This is a genomic window from Bradyrhizobium sp. UFLA05-125, from assembly GCF_059803515.1.
The window spans coordinates 398,535-418,790 of sequence record NZ_JBANBJ010000001.1 but is presented as its reverse complement, the minus strand read 5'-3'; the positions used below and the strand labels follow the sequence as shown (position 1 = coordinate 418,790).

At 64.8% G+C, this 20,256-nt stretch carries 20 protein-coding genes; 4 read left to right on the top strand and 16 right to left on the bottom strand.

Annotation, left to right across the window (positions count from 1 at the left end; all coding sequences use genetic code 11):
* Positions 1–129: 129 nt before the first annotated feature.
* The 3 genes from SO156_RS02025 to SO156_RS02015 all read right to left on the bottom strand — a co-directional run bounded on the left by SO156_RS02025 (position 130) and on the right by SO156_RS02015 (position 3,624).
* Entirely contained in the window at positions 130–2,382 is a 2,253-nt protein-coding gene (locus SO156_RS02025; RefSeq protein WP_458144754.1) for a CHASE3 domain-containing protein, read from the bottom strand.
* A complete protein-coding gene (locus tag SO156_RS02020) occupies positions 2,379–2,789 on the bottom strand; it encodes a response regulator (RefSeq protein WP_498533660.1) in 411 nt (136 codons plus the stop codon). Before SO156_RS02020 ends, SO156_RS02025 begins: the two co-directional genes overlap by 4 nt.
* A gap of 229 nt (positions 2,790–3,018) precedes the next feature.
* Positions 3,019–3,624, bottom strand: a complete 606-nt coding sequence (locus SO156_RS02015) for a BA14K family protein (protein WP_498533659.1) — start codon at positions 3,622–3,624, stop codon at positions 3,019–3,021.
* A 232-nt stretch (positions 3,625–3,856) separates the two neighbouring features.
* On the opposite strand from SO156_RS02015, the gene SO156_RS02010 reads away from it, so the two are divergent.
* The gene (locus tag SO156_RS02010; RefSeq protein ID WP_498533658.1) at positions 3,857–4,264 is read left to right on the top strand and encodes an NADH:ubiquinone oxidoreductase subunit NDUFA12; all 408 of its coding nucleotides are present in this window, start codon (positions 3,857–3,859) and stop codon (positions 4,262–4,264) included.
* 336 nt (positions 4,265–4,600) lie between these two features.
* On the opposite strand, the gene SO156_RS02005 is transcribed toward SO156_RS02010, so the two are convergent.
* Entirely contained in the window at positions 4,601–5,287 is a 687-nt protein-coding gene (locus SO156_RS02005; RefSeq protein WP_498533657.1) for a DJ-1/PfpI family protein, read from the bottom strand.
* A 102-nt stretch (positions 5,288–5,389) separates the two neighbouring features.
* Between SO156_RS02005 and SO156_RS02000 the strand changes: the two genes are divergently transcribed.
* The gene (locus tag SO156_RS02000) at positions 5,390–6,328 is read left to right on the top strand and encodes a GlxA family transcriptional regulator (RefSeq protein ID WP_458144759.1); all 939 of its coding nucleotides are present in this window, start codon (positions 5,390–5,392) and stop codon (positions 6,326–6,328) included.
* On the opposite strand, the gene SO156_RS01995 is transcribed toward SO156_RS02000, so the two are convergent.
* Positions 6,325–7,335: a Na+-dependent transporter gene (locus tag SO156_RS01995; protein WP_498533656.1), complete on the bottom strand. Its 1,011-nt coding sequence runs from the start codon at positions 7,333–7,335 to the stop codon at positions 6,325–6,327. The two genes, SO156_RS02000 and SO156_RS01995, sit on opposite strands and share 4 nt — an antisense overlap.
* Positions 7,336–7,545: 210 nt before the next feature.
* Positions 7,546–8,493, bottom strand: a complete 948-nt coding sequence (lipP1, locus tag SO156_RS01990; RefSeq protein ID WP_498533655.1) for a LipP1 family hormone-sensitive lipase — start codon at positions 8,491–8,493, stop codon at positions 7,546–7,548.
* Positions 8,494–8,712: 219 nt separating this feature from the next.
* Here lipP1 and SO156_RS01985 point away from each other — a divergent pair, with 219 nt between their 5' ends.
* Together SO156_RS01985 and SO156_RS01980 are read left to right on the top strand one after the other, a co-directional pair.
* Positions 8,713–9,774 carry a DUF2155 domain-containing protein gene (locus SO156_RS01985; protein WP_498533654.1) on the top strand — a complete coding sequence of 354 codons (1,062 nt, stop codon included), beginning with the start codon at positions 8,713–8,715 and terminating at the stop codon, positions 9,772–9,774.
* Positions 9,775–10,063: 289 nt separating this feature from the next.
* Positions 10,064–10,342 (top strand): hypothetical protein, encoded by a 279-nt coding sequence (locus tag SO156_RS01980; RefSeq protein WP_498533653.1) that lies wholly within the window; start codon positions 10,064–10,066, stop codon positions 10,340–10,342.
* A gap of 111 nt (positions 10,343–10,453) precedes the next feature.
* Here the strand turns inward: SO156_RS01980 and aat are convergent, their stop codons facing one another.
* The 10 genes from aat to SO156_RS01930 all read right to left on the bottom strand — a co-directional run bounded on the left by aat (position 10,454) and on the right by SO156_RS01930 (position 20,235).
* Positions 10,454–11,131, bottom strand: coding sequence for a leucyl/phenylalanyl-tRNA--protein transferase (gene aat / locus SO156_RS01975; protein WP_458144763.1), 678 nt, complete (start codon positions 11,129–11,131; stop codon positions 10,454–10,456).
* A 48-nt stretch (positions 11,132–11,179) separates the two neighbouring features.
* On the bottom strand, positions 11,180–12,283 hold the full coding sequence (locus SO156_RS01970) for a sensor histidine kinase (RefSeq protein WP_498533652.1): 1,104 nt from the start codon (positions 12,281–12,283) through the stop codon (positions 11,180–11,182).
* Positions 12,280–12,720, bottom strand: a complete 441-nt coding sequence (locus SO156_RS01965; protein WP_458144765.1) for a response regulator — start codon at positions 12,718–12,720, stop codon at positions 12,280–12,282. Before SO156_RS01965 ends, SO156_RS01970 begins: the two co-directional genes overlap by 4 nt.
* Positions 12,717–14,270 carry a sensor histidine kinase gene (locus SO156_RS01960; protein WP_458144823.1) on the bottom strand — a complete coding sequence of 518 codons (1,554 nt, stop codon included), beginning with the start codon at positions 14,268–14,270 and terminating at the stop codon, positions 12,717–12,719. Before SO156_RS01960 ends, SO156_RS01965 begins: the two co-directional genes overlap by 4 nt.
* 80 nt (positions 14,271–14,350) lie before the next feature.
* Positions 14,351–15,700 (bottom strand): acetyl-CoA carboxylase biotin carboxylase subunit, encoded by a 1,350-nt coding sequence (gene accC / locus SO156_RS01955; RefSeq protein ID WP_458144766.1) that lies wholly within the window; start codon positions 15,698–15,700, stop codon positions 14,351–14,353.
* 82 nt (positions 15,701–15,782) lie between these two features.
* Positions 15,783–16,268: an acetyl-CoA carboxylase biotin carboxyl carrier protein gene (gene accB, locus SO156_RS01950; protein WP_498533651.1), complete on the bottom strand. Its 486-nt coding sequence runs from the start codon at positions 16,266–16,268 to the stop codon at positions 15,783–15,785.
* A 36-nt stretch (positions 16,269–16,304) separates the two neighbouring features.
* On the bottom strand, positions 16,305–16,772 hold the full coding sequence (gene aroQ / locus SO156_RS01945) for a type II 3-dehydroquinate dehydratase (protein ID WP_498533650.1): 468 nt from the start codon (positions 16,770–16,772) through the stop codon (positions 16,305–16,307).
* A 234-nt stretch (positions 16,773–17,006) separates the two neighbouring features.
* On the bottom strand, positions 17,007–17,768 hold the full coding sequence (locus tag SO156_RS01940; protein WP_498533649.1) for a DUF1236 domain-containing protein: 762 nt from the start codon (positions 17,766–17,768) through the stop codon (positions 17,007–17,009).
* 197 nt (positions 17,769–17,965) lie between these two features.
* On the bottom strand, positions 17,966–18,733 hold the full coding sequence (locus tag SO156_RS01935) for a DsbA family protein (protein ID WP_458144770.1): 768 nt from the start codon (positions 18,731–18,733) through the stop codon (positions 17,966–17,968).
* Between the two features lie 98 nt (positions 18,734–18,831).
* On the bottom strand, positions 18,832–20,235 hold the full coding sequence (locus SO156_RS01930; RefSeq protein WP_498533648.1) for a M48 family metalloprotease: 1,404 nt from the start codon (positions 20,233–20,235) through the stop codon (positions 18,832–18,834).
* Between the last annotated feature and the right edge of the window lie 21 nt (positions 20,236–20,256).

Below are 20,256 nucleotides of genomic sequence, written 5' to 3'. Positions count from 1 at the left end.
AGGGGGCCCGGAATCCATCGAGCCGCAGAGTACGTGGGTGAATGGATTCTCAGATGCGCAATTGCGCATCATAGCTCGCGACTGCGTCGCGCCCCGGAATGACGTCCAGGAGACGTCAGAGACACGGCGCTAGCTCACGTCTTCCTTGCCGAGCGCCAGGCGGATCATTTCGGCGAGCTGGTTGCGGCGATAAGGCTTGGTCAGCAGCAGCACGCCTTCGTCGAGCTTGCCCTGGTGGACGATGGCGTTGTCGGTATAGCCGGAGGTGTAGAGCACCTTGACGCCTGGCCGGCGTTTTTCGACTTCCAGCGCAAGCACGCGTCCGCTCATACTGCCGGGGATGACGACGTCGGTGAACAAGAGATCGAACGGCTCGCCGCGGTCGACGAGCGCGAGCGCCGTGCGGCTGTCGGCGGCGGCGATGGTCTTGTAGCCGAGGCTTTGCAGCTGCGCGGTGACGAAGTTGCGCACGAGATTGTCGTCCTCCACGACCAGGATGGTCTCGGCGCCGCCGGTGGCCGCCGGCGCCGCGCTGGTCGTCGTCTCGCTCGCGCCTTCGCCGGGCGGCAGATAGAGCTTGATGGTCGTGCCGTGGCCGGCCTCGCTGTAGATCTTGATGTGGCCGCCGGACTGCTTGACGAAGCCGTAGACCATGGACAGCCCGAGGCCCGAGCCCTTGCCAATCTCCTTGGTGGTGAAGAACGGCTCAAAGGCCTTTTCCTGCACATCCAGCGGCATGCCGCTGCCGGTGTCGCTGACTGCGAGCATTACATAGGCGCCGGGCGTGACGTCGGGGTTCGCCTGCGCGTAGGTCTCGTCCAGCGTCACCAGACGCGTCTCGAGCAACAGCTTGCCGCCCCCGGGCATGGCGTCGCGGGCGTTGATCGCCATGTTGAGCACGGCGTTGGTCAGCCGCGACGGATCGATGTGCGAGGTCATCGGCCCCCGTTCGAGCGCGGTCTCGATCTGGATCTGCTCGCCGAGCGCGGGACGCAGAAGCTTTGCACTGTCCGATATCACCGTGTTGACGTCGACGTTGCGCGGCTCCAGCGGCTGCTTGCGGGCAAAGGCGAGCAGGTGCTGGATCAGCTCGGCGCAGCGCTGCGCGGCATCGTCGATCAGCCGCGCCATGCGCTGCAGCTCTGGTTGCTTTTTGAGGCTGTCGACCAGCGTCTCGGTATTGCCCGAGATCACCGTCAGCATGTTGTTGAAGTCGTGCGCGACGCCGCCGGTCAGTTTGCCGATGGCGTCTAGCTTCTGCGACTGGTGCAACTGCCGCTCGGTCTCGCGCGAGAGGGTCGCATCGTGATAGACCAGCACCGCGCCGGAGATCGCCTTTTGCGCATCGCGCATCGGCCGCCCGCTGATGAGGAGATGGCGCACGGGACTGTCGTCGTGCGGGCGGACGATCATCTCCATCTCTTCGAACTCGTCGCCGCGCAGCACACGCGCCGACGGCAGCTCCTCAGGGATGAGCGGCGTCACGCCGTCGCCATGGAACACGTCCGACATCGCGCCCAGGCTCGTCAGGTTCATCCCGGCGCGATGCAGCAGGATGCGTTCCGCGGCGGGATTAGACAGAAGGACGTTGCTGTCCTTGTCGATGACGAGCACGGCTTCCGCCATGCTGTGGAAGGTGCTTTGCAGCACGTTCACCGAGATGCGGAGTTCGTCGTGGGCGGTGACGAGGTGCTCGGTTCGCTCGGCGACCGCCGCCTCCAGCGCCTCGTTGGCAGCCCGGGTCTCATGCAGCGTGCTTTGCAGGGCGACACTGCTGCGCCGGGTTTCGCGCAACAGCAGCGCGACCAGCAACAGGATCAGCACCGCGCCGGCGACGTCGATGCCGAGGAGGACGATGCCGGTGCGGCGCGACTCCACCGCGCGTGAGGCGAGCTGCCGCTCTTCCTCCGCGGTCAACCGGTCGAGATTTGCCGTAACCACCTCCATAGAGCCTCGGCCTTCCGCCTTGCCCTGGAGCGCAGTGATGCCGTCCCCGTCGTTCGCGGCGCGCAGCCGCATCGCTTCGGCTGCGATATCGAGCCGCCGCTGGATCAGCGGCTCGGTCGCCTCAAGCAGCGCGACCTGATCGGGATTGTCGCGGAGCGCGCGCCTGAGATCGGCGAGCGCAGGCGCGATGGCGCCACGTGTCGCCTGGAACTCGTCGTTGAAGGACGCGCTGCGATAGAGCTCATAGCCACGCGCCGCACTTTCGGCGCGGCGAATGAGGAGGCGCAGATCCGAGATCTTCTTCAGTGCCCCGACGGTGTGGTTGGCCCACGTCGTGTCGAACCGCGACTTCACGTCGAGTCCGATCGAAGCCGCAGTGATGATCAGGAGGATCGCAAGTCCGGCACCGAGAATGACGCGCTGCGAGGCAATCAAGGGGATTTGTTGTCCTTCACCGGTGTTGCCTCGTCGAGGCACTCCTTGATTGCATTCAGCAGCGTGTCCGGCGTGAACGGCTTGCGCAGGCAGCGCGTCGCGCCGAGCTCGAGCGCCATGCGGAGAAAATCGGGCGAGGGCGATGCGGAGGAGGCAAAGGCGTAGCCGGACATCGCGATCAGCGGGATCGTCGGCGCACGCTCATGGAAGATGCGGATCGACTCGAAGCCGCGCATATGCGGCATGAAGATATCGACCAGCATCGCGTCGAAGGTCTGCTGCTCCAGCGCAGCCAGCCCAGTCTCGCCGCCGTCAGTTAACGTGACGTCGAAGCCCTGGCGTTGGAGGAGGACCTCGATGGTCGCGCCGACCATCGGATCGTCATCAACCACGAGAATACGCGGCATGACTCTGCCTAACCAATCGAAGTCCCCATAGTCTTTGCTGATATAGGCGAATCGTGGATCGGGTCAATTTTGGATTGGATCAGGACAGATATGCACGGTGAAGTGCATAAAACGCACGATGTATGGCGTTCGTGTGAAAGTGCACGCCGGGCGAAACCACAACGTCAAAGAGGCGCCACCTGAAAGCGGCGCCTTTTCGATCAAATTGGAGCAATGCAACTAACCGGCTCTAGGGGCAGGGATGTCGCAGACCGTCATAGCCGAGATAGGTGCCTGACGCGGGGTCATAGGACCTGTAGCGCTGGGCACAATAGGCTGCGGAATCGCCGCCAGTGTCGGGCACGACGGCAACGCTCGGGCCGGTGTCATAATAGTAATCGTCGTCGCCGTAATAGTAGGGGTCGTTGTAATACGGGCCGCCGGAATAGGCGTATGACCCGAGCGCCCCGATCGCGGCACCTGCGGCCACGCCGGGCCAGAACCCGCCACCGCGATGGTGCCAGCCGCCGCCACGCCAGTTGCCGCCGTTCCAGTTGCCGGCCGGCGCGCCGGCTGCAACACGGCCGCCTCCGCTGAAGGCCGGCGCAGAGACGCCGGGACGGACCGCTGTGGAGGCTGCGAAATTGCCCCCGCCACCGCGCACCGCGCCACCACCGCTAAATCCGCCACCGCCCATTCGAGCTCCGCCACCGCCGCCTCCGATGGCGGCGTGTCCGCCACCACCGCCACCGCCGACGGCCTGAGCGCGGGATTGGGCAAAGCTGGCGGCTGGTGTCACCAGCGGGAGAACCAGTGCCAGCGCCGCCGTGGCAGTCAAAACTCTGAGATTGTTCATATTCGGCTCCTTTTCCCGAAATCAAACTGCTCAAGCAGGCAAGTGGTTCCAGGGCGCCCGCGAGGTTTGCGTGGGAAGCGCAGGATTCCAGCGTGCGTCTGTACCCGGCATGAACGGATCGCGTCCGCCTTGCGGCGGATCAGCGCATCGCGGATGTCCCATCCGCAGTGCGGCAACTGGACAAGTCCGCTTCCGGATGGCATCAGGACCCCACGAAGCAGGGCCTTGCCGCATGAAACAATTCTTCCTCAAGCTCTTCACCTGGTGGAACAGCCAGACCTTTGGCACGCAGCTCTGGACCTGGCGGTTCGGCGAGCTGGTCGGCGAGGACGAGCAGGGTAACCGCTACTATCGCACCCGCGGCGGGGTGATCGATCCGACGCTCGGTTTCGAGCGGCGCTGGGTGATCTATAACGGCTATGCCGAAGCGAGCCGGCTGCCGCCGGGCTGGCATGGCTGGATGCATCACGTAGTCGACGTGCCGCCGACCGAGCTCAACTACAAGCTCCGCGAGTGGGAAAAGCCGCATCAGCCGAACCTGACCGGCACGCCCAAGGCCTACCGGCCTTCGGGCTCGACGCTTGCGAGCGGCAAGCGCCCCAAGGCGACCGGCGACTATCAGCCCTGGACACCCGGCTAGACCGGCAAATTCCACCGATCATTGGCGCTGAATGCATTCGCATCCAGCGATCGCTGCTGTGAACAACGGGAACAGCGGGGATGCCGCATGCGCGGCCGTTGCGCTTCCGCGAGCGATGCGGCTCAATGAACCCATCTTACGGAGATGGGAGACCATCGCGTACGGTTCGGGCAACAGTGCGCGACTGTCCCGAAATGCAGCGGCTGCCGAAAAGGACTCGATCGGGAGATAGGCCCCCGGTCTTGAAGCTCCGAAATCGCCCGTTGGAATGTGCAGCTGCCGTAAGACAGGAAAGGCCGCCCGGGAAACCAGGCGGCCTTTTTCTGTTTCGATCAATCACATCACCCTGGCTGCCGCCTGCTTGGCGGCTTCGATGCGGCGTGCCTGCGAGGGCGCGATGCGTTCCTTCATCAGGGCGAGCACTTCGGCAGGTGCGGTCTCTGGCGAGCCGGCGTTGAACGGCGGCGCTGGATTGTATTCGAGGCGGAGCTGGATCGCTTCCGCCACGGTGCGGTCGACCAGGATGGAGACAAGTGTCAGCGCGAAATCGATTCCGGCGGTGACGCCGCCGCCGGTAATCCGGTTGCGGTCGATGCAGACGCGCGTCCGCGTTGGCGTCGCACCGAATAGCGGCAGCACCTCCATCGCGCTCCAATGGGTGGCCGCGCGATAGCCCTTCAAGAGGCCGGCCGCGCCCAGCACCAGCGAGCCCGTGCACACCGAGGTGACGTATTTGGCGCCCGCGGCCTGCCTGCGCAGGAAATCGAGCACCTCCTCGTCATTGACGAGTGCATCGGTGCCGAAGCCGCCGGGCACGCAGATCACGTCGAGTTGCGGGCAGTCTTCGAAGGTGGTGGTCGGCGTCAGCGTCAGCACGGAATCGCTCGGGACCGGCTCGATCCGCTTCCAGATCAGGTGCACCTCGGCGGCGGGAACGGAGGAGAACACCTGCACGGGACCGGTGAGGTCGAGCTGGGTGACGCGCGGAAAAACCAGGCATCCGATTCTAAGCGGTGACGACATGAGAGGCTCCAGACAATCAGCTTGACGGGCCGACGATGCCATGATGCGCTTAGGTCAGAAATGGCATAATTCCCTCATTTTCGGACATGGCGGGTTGAGCCCATGATCGGCGTCCTGATCTTTCCCGACTTCCAGTTGCTCGATGCGGCGGGCCCGATCTCGGTATTTGAGATCGCAGCGCGCTATTCGAAGATTGTGCCTGCCATCCGCGTGCTGGCGCTGAACGCCGGGCCCGTGCGCAGCTCGTCCGGCGTCGAGATCATGGCGCACGATTTCAAATCGGCCAATGCGGTCACGACATTGATCATCGCGGGCGGCGAGGGCGTGGCAGGCGCGGCGCGCTGCCCGGCAACGTTAGCCTTCGTGCAGCGGCTGGCGAAGCGCGGCGTGCGCGTCGCCAGCGTGTGCTCCGGTGCCTATGTGCTGGCGGAGGCGGGCCTGCTCGACGGCAAGCGCGCGACCACGCACTGGGGCCGTACCCGCGATTTCGTCGCGCGCTATCCCAAGGTGAAGCTCGAGCCCGACCAGATATTCACCCGCGACGGCGACGTTTGGACCTCGGCCGGCATCTCCGCCGGCATCGATCTAGCTCTGGCGATGGTGGCCGAAGACCATGGCGAGGCGGTCGCACAGGACACCGCGCGCCAGCTCGTGCTCTACCATCGCCGCAGCGGCGGACAGTCGCAATTCTCCTCGCTGCTGGAATTGAAGGCGCCGAACGGCCGCTTCGGACCGCTGCTCGCGTGGGCGCGCGAGAACCTCGATACGCCCTTGACCGTCGAGGATCTCGCCGAGCGCGCCAATATGAGCGCCCGGCACTTCGCGCGCGCCTTTGCCGCCGAGACCGGCTCGACGCCGTCAAAGGCGATTGAGCGCCTGCGCGTCGAGGTGGCGCGCGAGCGCGTGCAGTCATCCAGCGAAGCGATCGAGCTCGTCGCGCAATCGACCGGCTTCCGCGATCCTGAAAGGATGCGCCGCGCCTTCATCCGCGCCTTTGGCCAGCCGCCGCAATCGCTGCGGCGCGCGGCGCGGGCGAGTTAGCGTGTCGTTTCGGCGGCTGCGGCGGTCGCGGCTGCTTGCGACTGTGCCGTCAAACGTCGCGCGATCGGCGTCAGCATCTGCGGCGCGACGTAGTAGGGAAACTGGGTGAGGGCGAAATAGAGCCAGGTCACGCCGGGCAGCGTTCCGGCAGTCGCTGCCAGCATCAGCCCGATATTGCGCTGCGACACCATCAGGCCAAGCGCGAGCGCCTGTTCGTAGCCGATGCGGCGGAATAGCAGCGTCGTGACGACCAGCAATGCGAAGAAGATCGCGAAGGCGAGCAGCGCAATAGCGATCGACAGCAGGGGATCGGCGAGGAAGTCGGCGATCACATTGCCCATCACGGCCGCGACGAAGACGAGCAGGATGACGATGTTGATGCCGTCGATCGGCCGGCGGTGACGCTGGATCGCGTCCGCGCCGACGAGCCAGCGGATCACGGTTGCGGCCATCAGCGATCCGGCAAGGATCGCGAGTAGTTTGGCGCCGAGCACAAGTGGCGAGATGCTGAGCGTTCCGCCGAGGAAGAGTGCGGCGAACAGTGACGCAGTGAACGGCACCAGCGCCGTGGAGGTCACCAGCGTGACCAGCACCAGCGTGGCATCGAGGCCCATCAGCGCCGCGATCGCGGGGGAGGCCATCATCGGCGAAGCGATGCCTTGGAGCATCAGGGCGAGGAACAGCTCGGGCGAGCGGGCGTCGAAGCCCGAAATATGCGCCGTGAGGCCAAAGATCAGGGGAACGCCGATCGTCGTCCAGGCGGTGGCCGCGACGATCAGCGCCGGCCGGCGCAGATGCGCGCGCAGCGCGGCGAGGTCGACGCGCATGAAGGAGATCACGAGCAGGAGGAAGATCGCCTCGGTTACGAAGGGACGCAGCACCGCGCCGAGCGGCGGGATCGCGATCCCGAACAGCACCAGCGCCGCCACCGCGCGGGTGCCCTGATCGCCGAGCCATGCCAGCCATCGCACGGGAGCGGCCAAGGTGCGTTGCAGGCTGGGGGGCATGTGAACTTCCAGGGGAGGGGCGCCTCGCGCGAAGAGGTTGAGGCGATTTGCGGAGTGCAACTCTTGAGGCACTGGCCTCGCTGATCAAAGTGGCAAGCGATTACCGGTATTGCGAGAGCTGTAGCCCGAATGGAGCGCTGCGTCCGGGGCCGAGACCAATGACGACAGCCCCGCATTCCGCCTCGATCCATGCGGGCTACGACATCGTCTTCAGCCCAACTTCTTCAACCACGCGCCGATCTCTTCGGCCGCGACATCGGCCTGCGGCAACAGTTTGCCCATCGTGAAGAACCCGTGGAATTGGCCGGGGAAGTGGCGATAGCTGACGGGCACGCCGGCCAGCTTCAGGCGTTCTGCGTAGTCACGGCCTTCGTCGCGCAAGGGATCTGCGCCGGCTGTGAGCACATAGGCCGGGGGCAGGCCATTGAGCGTGGTGGCCCGGACTGGCGAGGCGCGCCAGTCGTGCGTATCGGCCGCGCCGTTCAGATAATGGTTTCGGAACCAGCGGACAACAGAATGGGTGAGGAGCAGGCTGGTCTCGGGCTCGCTGTGCGAGGGATGCGTCATCGCGAAATCGACGGCGGGATAGATCAGCACCTGGCCTGCGAGGCCTACGCCGTTGCCGTCCCGGGCGGCGATGGCGACCACGGCGGCGAGATTGCCGCCGGCGCTGTCGCCGCCGACACAAAGGCGCGATGCATCGATGCCAAGCGTGCTGGCGTTCGCGGCAATCCAATGCGTCGCTTCGATGGCGTCGTCGACGGCGGCGGGAAACTTGTGCTCGGGCGCGAGGCGATAGTCGACGGAGATCACGATCAGCTCGCCCGCGACGGCGAGCTTGCGGGCTGCGACGTCATGGGTGTCGAGATCGCCGATCACCCAGCCGCCGCCATGGAAGAACACCAGGGCCGGCGACAGACCGTCACGGCGGCGCAGCGTCATTGGCACGTAGAGGCGGGCAGGGATCGTGCCCTGCGGCGCCGGGATCGCAACGGCTTCGACACGTGCCAGTTCTGGCGGCTCGGGATTGGTCGCGAAGCCCGATCGCGAATAGTCCGCGCGGGCTTCTGCTGCGGTCAGCGTTTCATAGGGCGGGCGATTGGCTTCGAGGAACGCCCGGTAGACGGCGGCGGCATCGGGATCGAGGACGACTGGCATGGGAGGAGGCCCTGCGAGGATTTGGCAGATGGGCGTTTTCGAGGCTCTTGTCGGAGGCGCCCGAAAAGGGGCCACCATGGCAACTATCCCATCTGGTCGAGGGTCTGGCCAGCCAAGGGACCGGGAAGGGCCCGGTGGGCGAGGGGGGAAACCGCCCTTTCCCCGCCGTATTCGGCGTGTTAACCGGATGGTCTGCGAGCGGCCGTAACCCCCTGTACAATGCTCGAGAAACCCGATTCGCTGTTGAAGCCGCGCGAGATGTCTCGAAACCTGATCCTGACCGGCCTTGCGGCGCTGTTTGCCGCCACAGCGATGACCGTCTCGCCTCCGGCGCAGGCGCAGATCGGTACCATCTTCTCCGATCCGCCGCCGCTGCGGCCGCCTGGCAGCATTCCGCGCGGCAACCAGCCGCAGCAGCAGATGCCTGATGATGACGAGGAGGTGCCGGAGCTGCCGCCGCAGGGCCGCGTGCTGCCGACACCCAACCGTCCCGTCCCCCGCCAGGGCAATGCTTTGCCGGGGCCGGTGGAGACGCAGCCCTTGGCGCCGCCGCCGGGAAGTACCGTGCTGCCGCAGAACCAGCAGCCCTCCATCGCGGTCGCGCCGCCCAATCCTCAAAGCCCCCCGCCGCAGCCGGGCGCCAATCCGACGCTGCCGGGCTTGCCGCCCGGGCAACGCCAGCCCAAGGGAACACCGCAGAACGGCGTGCCGCAGACGCCGGCGAGCCTTCAGCCGGGCGATGAGGTCGTCACCGAGCCGCCGGCGCAGAAGATCGTGAACAAGAAGGCGACTTTCTCCGGCCTCGACAAGATCACCGGCCGCATCATCAATTTCGACGAGGAGATCGGCGAGACCGTGCAGTTCGGCGCGCTGCGCGTCAAAACCGACGCCTGCTACACGCGGCCGGCAACGGAAGCCGCCAATACCGACGCCTTCGTCGAGGTCGACGAGATCACGCTGCAGGGCGAGGTGAAGCGGATTTTTTCGGGCTGGATGTTCGCGGCAAGCCCCGGCCTGCACGGCGTCGAGCACCCGATCTACGACATCTGGCTGACCGACTGCAAAGAGCCGCAGCAGACGATCGCGACGGCAGCGCCGGATCCGGCGAGCAAGCCGGCCACGCCACCGCCGCCCCCGGCACAGAAGAAGGCCGCGCCCAAGCAGGCCGTGCAGCAGCAGCGTCCGCCGCAGCCGCCGCCGCAACAGCAGCAGGCGCCGCCTCCACCACCACCGCAGCAGCAGCCGGGCCTCTTCGGGCTCCCGGGCTTCGGCCGGAATTAGTTTCCTGATATTTGCTGTGCTTCCGACACGGCCGGGAAGCAAACCTGTCTGGCTTCGCAGTTGGCCAAGACGGCATTGTTCGCGATAGATCGCGAACGACAGGCCGCCGCTTCGCGCTCCACTCATTACTGAATAACAATGCGGCGCCGGGTATCGTCCTTGGGACGCAGCACCCGGCTGTGCGGCTGGAAATTATGGCTCCATTTACGCTTCGCAGGTTATTTTGGGTTGGCGGATCAACCTACACGGGTGTCCGCAACCTTGGCGGGGCGCTTCAGAGCCGAATATCATGTTCCTGTTTCTGAAAAGAGTTGCTGCAGGTTTGGTCATCACAATCCTCGCTCTTCTCGTGCCCATCGCTCTGTTTGCTCTGGTCGCCTTTTTCCCAATCATCACCTGCCATGGAGGAGGTGCGGGCGGGAATTGCGGCGAGGGGATGATGGCTTCGCTACCCCTTGCTCTGTTGCTCAGCTCCCTCGACATCTACGCCATGGTCGTCACCGGCAATTGCCTGACCAGGTGGATCTGGCCGCAAGCATCTCCGCCGCCGCTTCCACCCTTGTCCTGACGGCGATGCCCTAAAGCGCGATGAGATTAGGATGAATCATCACCGCGCTTTAGGTTGTTGTTTGAGCATGATCTTTTCGGAAAACCACTTCGCACTTTTCCGGATCATGCTTTAGCTTTTCGTCGCAATGATCTCGAGAGCGCGCGCGCCGGGGATCGCGTCACCAGGCAACTTCAGGAAGTCGGCAGGTTCGCCCGCCAGCGCCTTGTCGAGCAGGGCGGTGTAACGGCGCCTGGAAATCTCGACCGCGCCGAAGCTGCGCAGATGCTCGGTCACGTATTGCGTGTCGAGCAGCTCGAAGCCGCCGTAGATGAGTCGCGCCACCAGATGCACCAGCGCGATCTTCGAGGCATCGCGCGCGGTGTGAAACATGCTTTCGCCGAAGAAAGCGCGTCCCAGGCTCACCCCATAGAGGCCGCCGACGAGGTCGTCGCCCTGCCAGGCCTCGACGCTGTGGCAATGGCCGAGCTCGTGCAGGCCGCCATAGAGGTCGCGGATGCGCTTGTTGATCCAGGTGTCCTCGCGTCCGACCTGCGGCGCGGCGCAGCCGGCAATCGTCGCCTTGAAGGCGGTGTTGACGGTGACGCGAAACACATCCGAGCGCACGCTGCGCGCAAGGCGCGAGGCGACGCGAAATCCCTCGAGCGGGATCACGCCGCGCATCTCCGGCTCGACCCAGAACAGGGTCGGATCGTCCGCGCTCTCGGCCATCGGAAAGATGCCGCAGGCATAGGCACGCAGCAACACGGCGGGGGTGATTTCAGACGAGGCGGAGTCGCGCGCAGTCATGCCCGGCACATTAGCAGGATCGCGGCAGCCTTGCGATGGGGTCGCGCGTCAGCTTGCGGCGGCGCTGTTCGTCGTGCTCGATGGCGCGGGCAGGCGGCGGAACTTCAGCAGGATCTTCGTCCCAGTGTGATCCGGATCGCGTTCGACGGAGGCATCGAGCTTTGAAGCCATCGCCGCGACGATGCGCTGGCCCATTCCGGTGGAGCGCGGATCGGCCTTGGCGTTGTCGCCGACACCATCATCGGCGATCGACAGAACGAGATCCTCGCCTTGCGAGGTCAGCTCGACGTGAATCGGGCCGGCCCCATCCGGGTAGGCGTATTTCACCGCGTTCATGACGAGCTCGTTGACGATGATGCCGACCGCGACTGCGCGGTCCGGATCGATCTCGATCGGCTCGGCCTTCAGCGTCAGGCGCGACATCCGGTTGCCCTCGGCCGAGCGGCGGAGGTCCTCGAGCAGCGAGTCCAGATACTGGTTCAGGACGACGCTCTTCAGATCCTGCGAGGTGTAGAGCCGGCGGTGCACCTGCGCGACCGCGGCGACGCGGCCCATCGCATTGGTCAGGGCGGCCTTGACCTCGTCCTGCGCAGCCGAGCTTGCCTGCAGATGCAACAGCGAAGCGATGATCTGGAGCGAGTTGCCGACGCGGTGGTTGACCTCGCGCAGCAGCATTTCGCGCTCGGCGGCAAGTGCCGCGTAGCGGTCGCGCGAGGCGTGGATTTCAGCTTCCGCCTCCTCGCGCGCCTTCTGGAGCGCGGCCTGGCGCAGGGCGCCATCGGCCGCGACATGCAGCAGCGGGATGAAGTCGCCCGTGACGTCCTTGACGAGGTAGTCGGCTGCGCCCGCCTTCAGCGCGGTGACGGCAATGCTGGAATCCTGCGATGCCGTGACGAAGACGACCGGCGGAGCGCCCGGAATCGCCATGATCTGCTCGAGTGTCTCGAGACCGTCGAGGCCCGGCATGTACTGGTCGAGCGCCACGACGTCGATGCCGCCGTCAACGTCTCCTTGCCGGATCCGCGCGAGGCCTTCCTCGCCGCTTGCGGCAAGGACGACCTTGTAACCGCGGCGCGTCAGCCCGCGCTCGACGAGGCGCGCCAGCGCGTCGTCGTCGTCGATATAGAGCAGCGTCGGCGTTGTCCGGTTCATGTTGCGGCTGGGGGCACCTGGATGACGGAGAAGAATAGCCCGAGCTGCCGGATCGCGTTGGCAAAATTCTCGTAATTGACCGGTTTTGTGATGTAGACGTTGCAGCCGAGCTCGTAGCAGCGCTTGATCTCCTGGGAGTCGTCGGTGGTGGTCAGCACCACCACAGGAGAGGCCTTCAGGTACTTGTTCTCCTTGATCCGCTTCAGGATATCGATCCCGCTCGCGTCGGGCAGGTTGAGATCGAGCAGGATCAGCAGCGCATTGCCTTTCTGGGCGAGGCCGGTGCCGTCAGCGCCGAACAGATAGCGGATGGCCTCCGTGCCGTTGGCAAACGGCACGATCTCGTTGTTCACACCGGAGCGTCGGATATTGCGTTCGATAAGGCGGGCATGCCCCTCGTCGTCCTCGATCATGATGATGGTAACGGGCTGGGTCATTGCTGTGCATTCCGCTTGCTGGCGTTCCACTTGATCGGCAGCGTGATCGTGAAAGTGCTGCCGACGTTGAGTTCGGAGGAGACCGACATCGTACCGCCGAGCCGGCGCACCAGCGCGCGGACGTGGGCAAGGCCGATGCCCTGGCCCGGCTTGTCCTGGAGGCCGGCGCGGCGGAACAGGTCGAAGATGCGGTGGTGATCCTTCGGGTCGATGCCGCGGCCATTGTCGGAGATCTCGAAGATCGCATAGCCAAGCTTGGTGCGGCCGCGCAGCACGATCTCGCCGGGGACCCCGGTCCTGAGATACTTGATGGCGTTATCGATCAGGTTCGAGAAGATCTGCTCCAGCGCCAGGCGGTCGCTCACGATATCGGGCAGTTCGCCGACGCGGATTTCGGCCTGTGCCTCGGCGGCCTGATGCGCCACCGTCGCGACGATTGCCTCGATCAGCTCGCCCGTGTCGATCTTGACCGGCTCGAATTCGCGCCGGCCCTCGCGGGTGAGGTTGAGGATCGCCGAGATCAGGCGATCCATCTTGGCGATCGAGGATTTGATGAAGCCGAGCGCCTCGGAAAAATCCTGGGAGAGCTGCTTGTCCGGGCCCTCCAGCGCAATTTCCGCGGCATCGTTCATCGCCAGCGGCGGCCCATCCGCCGGAACGTGGGTGAGGCTGCCGATGCGCCGGAAGATGTCGTTGCTCAATTCCTCGAGCTCGCTGGTGAAGCCCATGATGTTGACCAGCGGCGAGCGCAGGTCGTGACTGACGATATAGGCAAAGCGCTGGATCTCGTTGTTGGCTTCGCGCAGGTCTGCCGTCCGTTCGTCGACGGTGGCCTCGAGATTGAGGTTGGCATCGCGCAGGCGTGCCTCCGCCTCGTCGCGGATGGTCGCCGAGCGCCGCACCAGCCAGATCGAGATCAGCACAAGCACCACGACGAGGCCGGAGCCGACGCCGGTCAGCGACGCCGCCAGCGTCTGGCTGTTGTTGGCATTGGCCGAGCGGAGTGCGAACAATCGCTGCTCCTCGCGGAGCATGGCGTCGGCCGCGTCGCGGATCGTGCTCGTCGTGTCGCCGGCGGCGGCTTCGCGGACGAGCGCGGAGGCGCGGGCGAAGTCGCTCTGTTCGATGTAGTTCATCTCGCGCGTGAACTGGTCGAGCCTGGTTTCGACCGCCGGCCGCAGCTTGCGGACGTTTTCCGCCTGCGCGGGATTGTCCTTGGTCAGCTCTGCTAGCCTGTTGAGATGCGGCAGGACCCCTGCCACCGCGGCCTGGTGGTCGGTCCAAAATTCCGGCCCGCGCGTGAGGAGAAATCCGCTCGCGCTGCTCTCGGCGCGACGAATTTCCAGCAGCAGCGTGTGAATCTGGTTCTCAACCTCGATGGTGTGAATGACCGAGGCGTTGTCGTCGCGCGCCTTGTTGACGAGGTAGACGGAGCCGGCGCTGATCACCGTCAGCACCAAGAGTCCCGCCGCGAACAGCAGGATCTGCCAAAGTGCGCGCCGCCGTCTCAGGTCAGGCGTTACGCCAACTCCGCTTCCGACGTTAAGAATTTCCACTCCCCCGTGCAGAAAACCCGCCGATAACGCCGCAGGCGGCGTTCGGTTCCATAGCAAGGGAAGGATGGTAGGCGCTAGTTGCCCGACTGGCCGGCCAGGTACTGTTCCAGCCAGTGGATGTGGTAGTCGCCGTCGATGATGGCGGGTTCACGCACCAGGGCTCGGAACAGCGGCAGCGTCGTCTCGATGCCGTCGACCACCATCTCGTCCAGCGCGCGGCGCAGCCGCATCAGGCATTCGGTGCGGGTCTTGCCGTGCACGATCAGCTTGCCGACGAGGGAATCGTAATAGGGCGGGATCGTGTAGCCCTGGTAGACGGCCGAGTCGATCCGTACGCCCAGTCCGCCGGGCGGATGGTACTGCGAGATCCGGCCGGGCGAGGGCCGGAAGGTCTGCGGGTGCTCCGCATTGATGCGACACTCGATCGCGTGCCCGATGATCTGGATCTCCTCCTGCTTCGCCGGCAGGTCGCCGCCGGCGGCAATGCGGATCTGCTCCAGCACGAGATCGATGTCGGTGATGCTCTCGGTGACGGGATGCTCGACCTGGATGCGCGTGTTCATCTCGATGAAGTAGAACTCGCCGTCTTCGAAGAGGAACTCGATCGTGCCGACACCGAGATATTTCATCTCGCGCATGGCCTTGGCGCAGGTCTCACCGATCTTGGCACGCGCGGCTGCGGAGAGGACGGGCGAGGGACCTTCCTCCCAGACCTTCTGGTGACGGCGCTGCAGCGAGCAATCGCGTTCGCCGAGGTGGATCGCGCCGCCGCGGCCGTCGCCGAGGATCTGGATTTCGATGTGGCGCGGCTTCTTCAGGTATTTTTCCAGGTAAACGGACGCATCGCCGAAGGCAGATTTCGCTTCGTTGGCGGCCGTCGACAGCGCCAGCGCAAGGTCTGCCTCGCTGTTCGCGACCTTCATGCCGCGCCCGCCGCCGCCGGCGGCAGCCTTCACCAGCACTGGGAAGCCGATCTCCCTCGCAATCGCCATCGCGTTGTCGTTGGGACCGACCGCGCCGTCGGAGCCGGGCACCACTGGGATGCCGAGCCGCTTGGCGGTCTTCTTGGCCTCGATCTTGTCGCCCATTAGGCGGATATGCTCGGCCTTCGGGCCGATGAAATGCAGATTGTGCTCGGAGAGGATTTCCGCAAAGCGCGCATTCTCCGACAGGAAGCCGTAGCCCGGATGCACCGCATCGGCGCCGGTGATCTCGCAGGCCGCGAGCAGCGCGGGGACGTTGAGATAGCTGTCCTTCGACTGCGGCGGCCCGATGCAGACGCTCTCGTCGGAGAGGCGAACGTGCATCGCGTCCGCGTCGGCGGTGGAGTGCACGGCGACGGTCGCGATCCCGAGTTCCTTGCAGGCCCGCAGGATGCGAAGGGCGATCTCGCCGCGATTGGCTATGAGGATCTTGTCGAACATGGTGCCTCAGCGGGTGAATAGCGAGTGGCGAATGGCGAATGGAAGTGCAGCAACCATTCGCTATTCGCCATTCGCCACTCGCTTATTCAATGATGACCAGCGGCTCGCCGAACTCGACCGGCTGGCTGTCCTCGACCAGGATCTGCGTCACGGTTCCGGCACGCGGTGAGGGGATCTGGTTCATGGTCTTCATCGCCTCGATGATGAGGAGCGTCTGACCGACCGAAACCTTGGAGCCGACCTCGATGAAAGGCTTTGCGCCTGGCTCCGGCGCCCAATAGGCGGTGCCGACCATCGGCGAGGTGACGGCGCCGGGATGTTTCGAGAGATCTGCCGGCGCGGCAGTCGCAGTCGCCGCGCCAACTGCAGCGACAGGGGCCGCGATGACCGACGCCGGCACGGCCGCGGCGACGCTTACGTTGCGCGCGACGCGCAGGCGAAGTCCTGCGCGTTCGATCTCGATCTCGGTGAGGCTCGTCTCGTCGAGCAGGTTTGCGAGCTCGCGGATGAGCGCGGAGTCCTCGCTGGAAAATTTTGCGGCTGCTTTATCGTCTGGCTGGCGCGCCATGATCTTGATTCCGAACCTTCTGTTTGAAAAGGGGCGTCAGGCTTTGGGCTGGATGCCGAGCTTGGCGGCAAGGCCCTGGATCGCGAGGCGGTAGCCCTCGATGCCGAAGCCGCACAGCGACGCGAATGCGGCGCGGGCGGTGTAGGAATGGTGACGGAAACTCTCGCGGGAGTGGATGTTGGTGACGTGCACCTCGACCGTCGGGATCTGCACAGCGAGCAGCGCATCGTGCAGCGCAATCGAGGTGTGCGAATAGCCGCCGGCGTTGATGATGATGCCCTTCATCTTGCGGGCGTGCGCCTCGTGGATGAAGTCGATCAATTCGCCTTCGCGGTTGGACTGCCGGCAGTCGGCCTTGAGACCGAAATTCGCTGCGGTCTCCCGGCAGAGCGTCTCGACGTCGGCCAGCGTCGCGTTCCCGTATTTCTCCGGCTCGCGCGTCCCCAGCATGTTGAGGTTCGGCCCGTTGAGGACGAGGATGGTGTCGGTTGCAGGTTCAGCCATTCAAATCCCGGTCAGGTGCTTCGGCGGAGGTGGCGGGGGTTATAGGTAACAAAGGGGCTTAGGGGAAGCCTTCAACGACCTCCCGCGGGGCTTCAGATAGCTCATCCAGTCTGCAAAAAGCTGTGTGGAAGCTACGGAAATTACTTGTTAACCAGTCCAAAGCATGGCTGCCGGCCAAAGGCAAAAAGGGGCGGGCATTGCTGCCCGCCCCTGGGATTGCCGATCTCTCGGCCGTCAGGCGTTGAGTACCGCAATGATCTCGTAGGTGGCCGGATCGATGATCACGATCTCGTCGCGGACCAGGACGTACTTGTAGCTCCGCCATTCTGGATAAATCGTCGCCACCCGTGACGGCAGCACGTGCAGCTCGATGCCCTCACGCGGGATCCGCGTGCCGACCGAAACCGAGAAGTTCACGTTGCTGACGGGAGCAACCTTCTCCTCGCGGATGACCGAGGTGATCTGCGTGCGCTGGTCGGTCGAGAGCTTGGCGCCAGCACCGGCCTGGCCGGTCGTCGTGCCGGACTTGGTCTGTGTCTCCGAGCTCATGCCCTTCGACCTGTCCTGCTGGCCCTGGGCGTGTTCGTCGGTGCGTTGGCCCTTCGTTGCACCCGACTTCTCCTCAGCCGTCGGATTCTTGTGCATCGTGCTCGAGGACTTCTCTTCGGCGCCGGACTTCATGGATCCGCCGGATTGTCCCACGGTGCCCTTCTCCTTGCCCATGGAATCCCTGTGTGTGTCGCCGGATTGCTCGTGCTTCATGGTGCCCGAGGACCTCTCTTCAGCGCCGGACTTCATCGATCCGCCAGCCTGACCCACGGTGCCCTTTTCCCTGCTCATGGCACCGCCATGTTCAGCCGCGCCGGTGGAAGGAAGCGCGTTCTGTTGCTGCTGGGAGCCGCCGCTCTCCTTGGTCCCTGTTCCCTGCGCATTCGCGAGACCAGTGCCCGCGACGAGTGCCAGCGCGGCAACCGAGATCATAAAGCGATTAGTCATTGAACCTCTCCTCACGTGTTTTGTGCGTCATTGCCCGCGCCGACAACGAAAGGAGAAATGAGATGTTCCGAAACTTCAGTGGTTCCGCGGCTTTTGTTTGTTGAACGCGCGATGAACGTTCGCGTCAACATCCTGACAACAAAAAAGGCCGGCAAAAGCCGGTCTTTTCGCAGTATTCGGATAATCGAAATCTGGAACTAGCAGGTCGCCTTGCCGCAGCGCGCGACGCCGATCTTCTCCTTCAGGCCGTCGAGGCCGATGGCACCAACCACGATCTGCTTGCCGATCACGTAGCTCGGCGTGCCATTCATGCCCATCGCTTCGGCGAGCTTGAAGTTCTCCTCGATCGTGGCACGCACTTCCGGATTGGCCATGTCCTTCTCGATCTTCGCGACGTCGAGACCGGCTTCCTTGGCGGCGGCAAGCGCGTGCGCCTTGTCGGCCTGGCCACGGCCGCCGAGCAGCTTCTGATGGAAGTCGAGATACTTCTTGCCGGTGGGATCCTGCATGCGGACAGCGACCGCAACCTGCGCCGCCTCGACCGAGCCCTGGCTCAGCACCGGAAACTCCTTCAGCACGACCTTCAGCTTGGGATCGTTCTTCATGAGGTCGAGCATGTCCGACATCGCGCGCTTGCAGTAGCCGCAATTGTAATCGAAGAACTCGACGAAGGTGACGTCGCCGTCCTTGTTGCCGAGCACGACCTGGCGCGGCGAGTTGAAGATCGCATCGGCATTCTGCGCGATGCTTGCTTCGTGCTTTTGCGCTTCGGCGGCCGCCTGGCGCTTGCTGAGCTCGGCCATCGCATCCTCGAGCACCTCGGGATGGCTGACGAGATAGTTCTTGATGATCGCCTCGATGTCCGAGCGCTGGGTGTCGGTGAAGCTGTCGGCCGCGGCGGGCGCGGCTCCGCCGAAGACGGCGAGCGCAAACAGCGCGGGGACGATCAGGCGCAGTGAAGGCATTGGCAAATCCTCTGGTCGAAAGCAGGTTTCGGAAGACATCCCGGCCGATCTAACCTGGCCGCGCCGTGACGTCGTGGTGTCGGTGTCGTTCCAATCGTCTAATTGTTGCGTGGCGGTTTTGACGCCACGATGTCATCGGCCTTGACCCAGCCGGGCGTGCCGATGGCGAAACGGGTTTTTGCGCGCGTCGCAAGTTCGCGTGCGGTCTTGTTGTCGCCGCGCAGGTAAGCGGCCTGCGCTGACGCCAGGTCGGCCTCCGCATAGTCCCCCTTGCGGCCATAGGCCATGGCGAGCTGCGTGTAGCCGATCGGTGCCTCCGGCTCCCGCGCCACCGCGGCACGGAGAATCCGGATCGCTTCGTCCGTGTAGGACTTATTATCAGTTCCGACCAGAGCCTGCCCAAGTAACATCTCGATGAGCGGGGCGTTGCCGGAGAGCTGAACCGCCTTGTGCAGGGCGGGGATCGCTTCCGCCGCCTTGCCGCTCTCGAGCAGTGCCTGGCCGCGTACCTCGTAGAAATACGGGTTGTTCGGCTGCGCCTGGATCAGCGCGTCGATCTGGGCCAGCGCGCTGCGCAGGTCGCCGTGCAGATAGGTGCTGATGGCGCGGGCATAGCGGGCGGGCATGCTGTCGTTGGTCAGCGGATAGCGGCGATAGACGGTCTCGGGCCGCTCCATGAAAGCGGAGACCTTGGCGCGCACCATGTCATGGCGCGCCTGCAGCGCCGGGTCGTCCTTCTTGTCCCAATAGGGGCTGGAGCGGGCGAACTGGGCGAGCGCCTCGACGCGCTCGGCCGGCATCGGATGCGACTGCAAATAGGGATCGGCGCCGCGCGCGGCGAACAGGCTCTCGCTGGTGAAGCGCTTGAAGGTCTCGTACATGCCCTTCGGCGATTGCTGGGTCGCGGTCAGGAACTTCACGCCGGCGCGGTCGGCGTTCTCCTCCTGCTGGCGCTGATAGGACAGCAGCGAGCGGCGGATCATCTCCTGCGGTCCGGCGACGGCGGCCGCACCGGCATTGGCGAGGCCATTGTTCGCGTTGCCACTGCGGGCGCCCGCGACCATGGCGCCGGCGCCGAGCAGCATGGCGATGATCATCTGGGTCTGGGCGTTGGCGAGCTGCTCGCGCAGCTTGGCGAGATGGCCGCCGGCCAGATGCCCGGTCTCGTGCGCGAGCACGCCGATCAGCTGGTTCGGCGTTTCCGACTGCATGATCGCGCCGTAATTGACGAAGATGCGGCGGCCATCAGCGACGAACGCGTTGAACGATGCGTCGTTGAGGATCACCATCTGGATGTTCTGCTTCTCCAGTCCCGCGGCGCGCAGGATGGGCCTGGTATATTCGCGCAGCAGTTGCTCGGTCTCGGTGTCGCGCAGCACCGGCGGGCCTCTGGGGCTCTCCTGGGCCTTGATCGCCGGAAGCGGCGTCAGCACCACGGCCGCCGCAGTCACGATGGCGGTGAGAGCGGAGGCCTTCTTGCGCAAAGCGAGCTGGAGCAACATCGATCGGTCTTGAAATGCAGT

Excerpts from the sequence above, each read along its gene's own strand:
- accB (WP_498533651.1), bottom strand. The coding sequence starts at position 16,268 with ATGGCGCGCCAGCCAGACGATAAAGCAGCCGCAAAATTTTCCAGCGAG.
- SO156_RS02010 (WP_498533658.1), top strand. The coding sequence starts at position 3,857 with ATGAAACAATTCTTCCTCAAGCTCTTCACCTGGTGGAACAGCCAGACC.
- SO156_RS01995 (WP_498533656.1), bottom strand. The coding sequence starts at position 7,335 with ATGCCCCCCAGCCTGCAACGCACCTTGGCCGCTCCCGTGCGATGGCTG.
- SO156_RS01980 (WP_498533653.1), top strand. The coding sequence starts at position 10,064 with ATGTTCCTGTTTCTGAAAAGAGTTGCTGCAGGTTTGGTCATCACAATC.
- SO156_RS02005 (WP_498533657.1), bottom strand. The coding sequence starts at position 5,287 with ATGTCGTCACCGCTTAGAATCGGATGCCTGGTTTTTCCGCGCGTCACC.
- SO156_RS01970 (WP_498533652.1), bottom strand. The coding sequence starts at position 12,283 with ATGAACCGGACAACGCCGACGCTGCTCTATATCGACGACGACGACGCG.
- lipP1 (WP_498533655.1), bottom strand. The coding sequence starts at position 8,493 with ATGCCAGTCGTCCTCGATCCCGATGCCGCCGCCGTCTACCGGGCGTTC.
- accC (WP_458144766.1), bottom strand. The coding sequence starts at position 15,700 with ATGTTCGACAAGATCCTCATAGCCAATCGCGGCGAGATCGCCCTTCGC.
- SO156_RS02020 (WP_498533660.1), bottom strand. The coding sequence starts at position 2,789 with ATGCCGCGTATTCTCGTGGTTGATGACGATCCGATGGTCGGCGCGACC.
- aat (WP_458144763.1), bottom strand. The coding sequence starts at position 11,131 with ATGACTGCGCGCGACTCCGCCTCGTCTGAAATCACCCCCGCCGTGTTG.
- SO156_RS01985 (WP_498533654.1), top strand. The coding sequence starts at position 8,713 with ATGCTCGAGAAACCCGATTCGCTGTTGAAGCCGCGCGAGATGTCTCGA.
- SO156_RS02015 (WP_498533659.1), bottom strand. The coding sequence starts at position 3,624 with ATGAACAATCTCAGAGTTTTGACTGCCACGGCGGCGCTGGCACTGGTT.
- SO156_RS01965 (WP_458144765.1), bottom strand. The coding sequence starts at position 12,720 with ATGACCCAGCCCGTTACCATCATCATGATCGAGGACGACGAGGGGCAT.
- SO156_RS02000 (WP_458144759.1), top strand. The coding sequence starts at position 5,390 with ATGATCGGCGTCCTGATCTTTCCCGACTTCCAGTTGCTCGATGCGGCG.
- SO156_RS01940 (WP_498533649.1), bottom strand. The coding sequence starts at position 17,768 with ATGACTAATCGCTTTATGATCTCGGTTGCCGCGCTGGCACTCGTCGCG.
- SO156_RS01935 (WP_458144770.1), bottom strand. The coding sequence starts at position 18,733 with ATGCCTTCACTGCGCCTGATCGTCCCCGCGCTGTTTGCGCTCGCCGTC.
- aroQ (WP_498533650.1), bottom strand. The coding sequence starts at position 16,772 with ATGGCTGAACCTGCAACCGACACCATCCTCGTCCTCAACGGGCCGAAC.
- SO156_RS01930 (WP_498533648.1), bottom strand. The coding sequence starts at position 20,235 with ATGTTGCTCCAGCTCGCTTTGCGCAAGAAGGCCTCCGCTCTCACCGCC.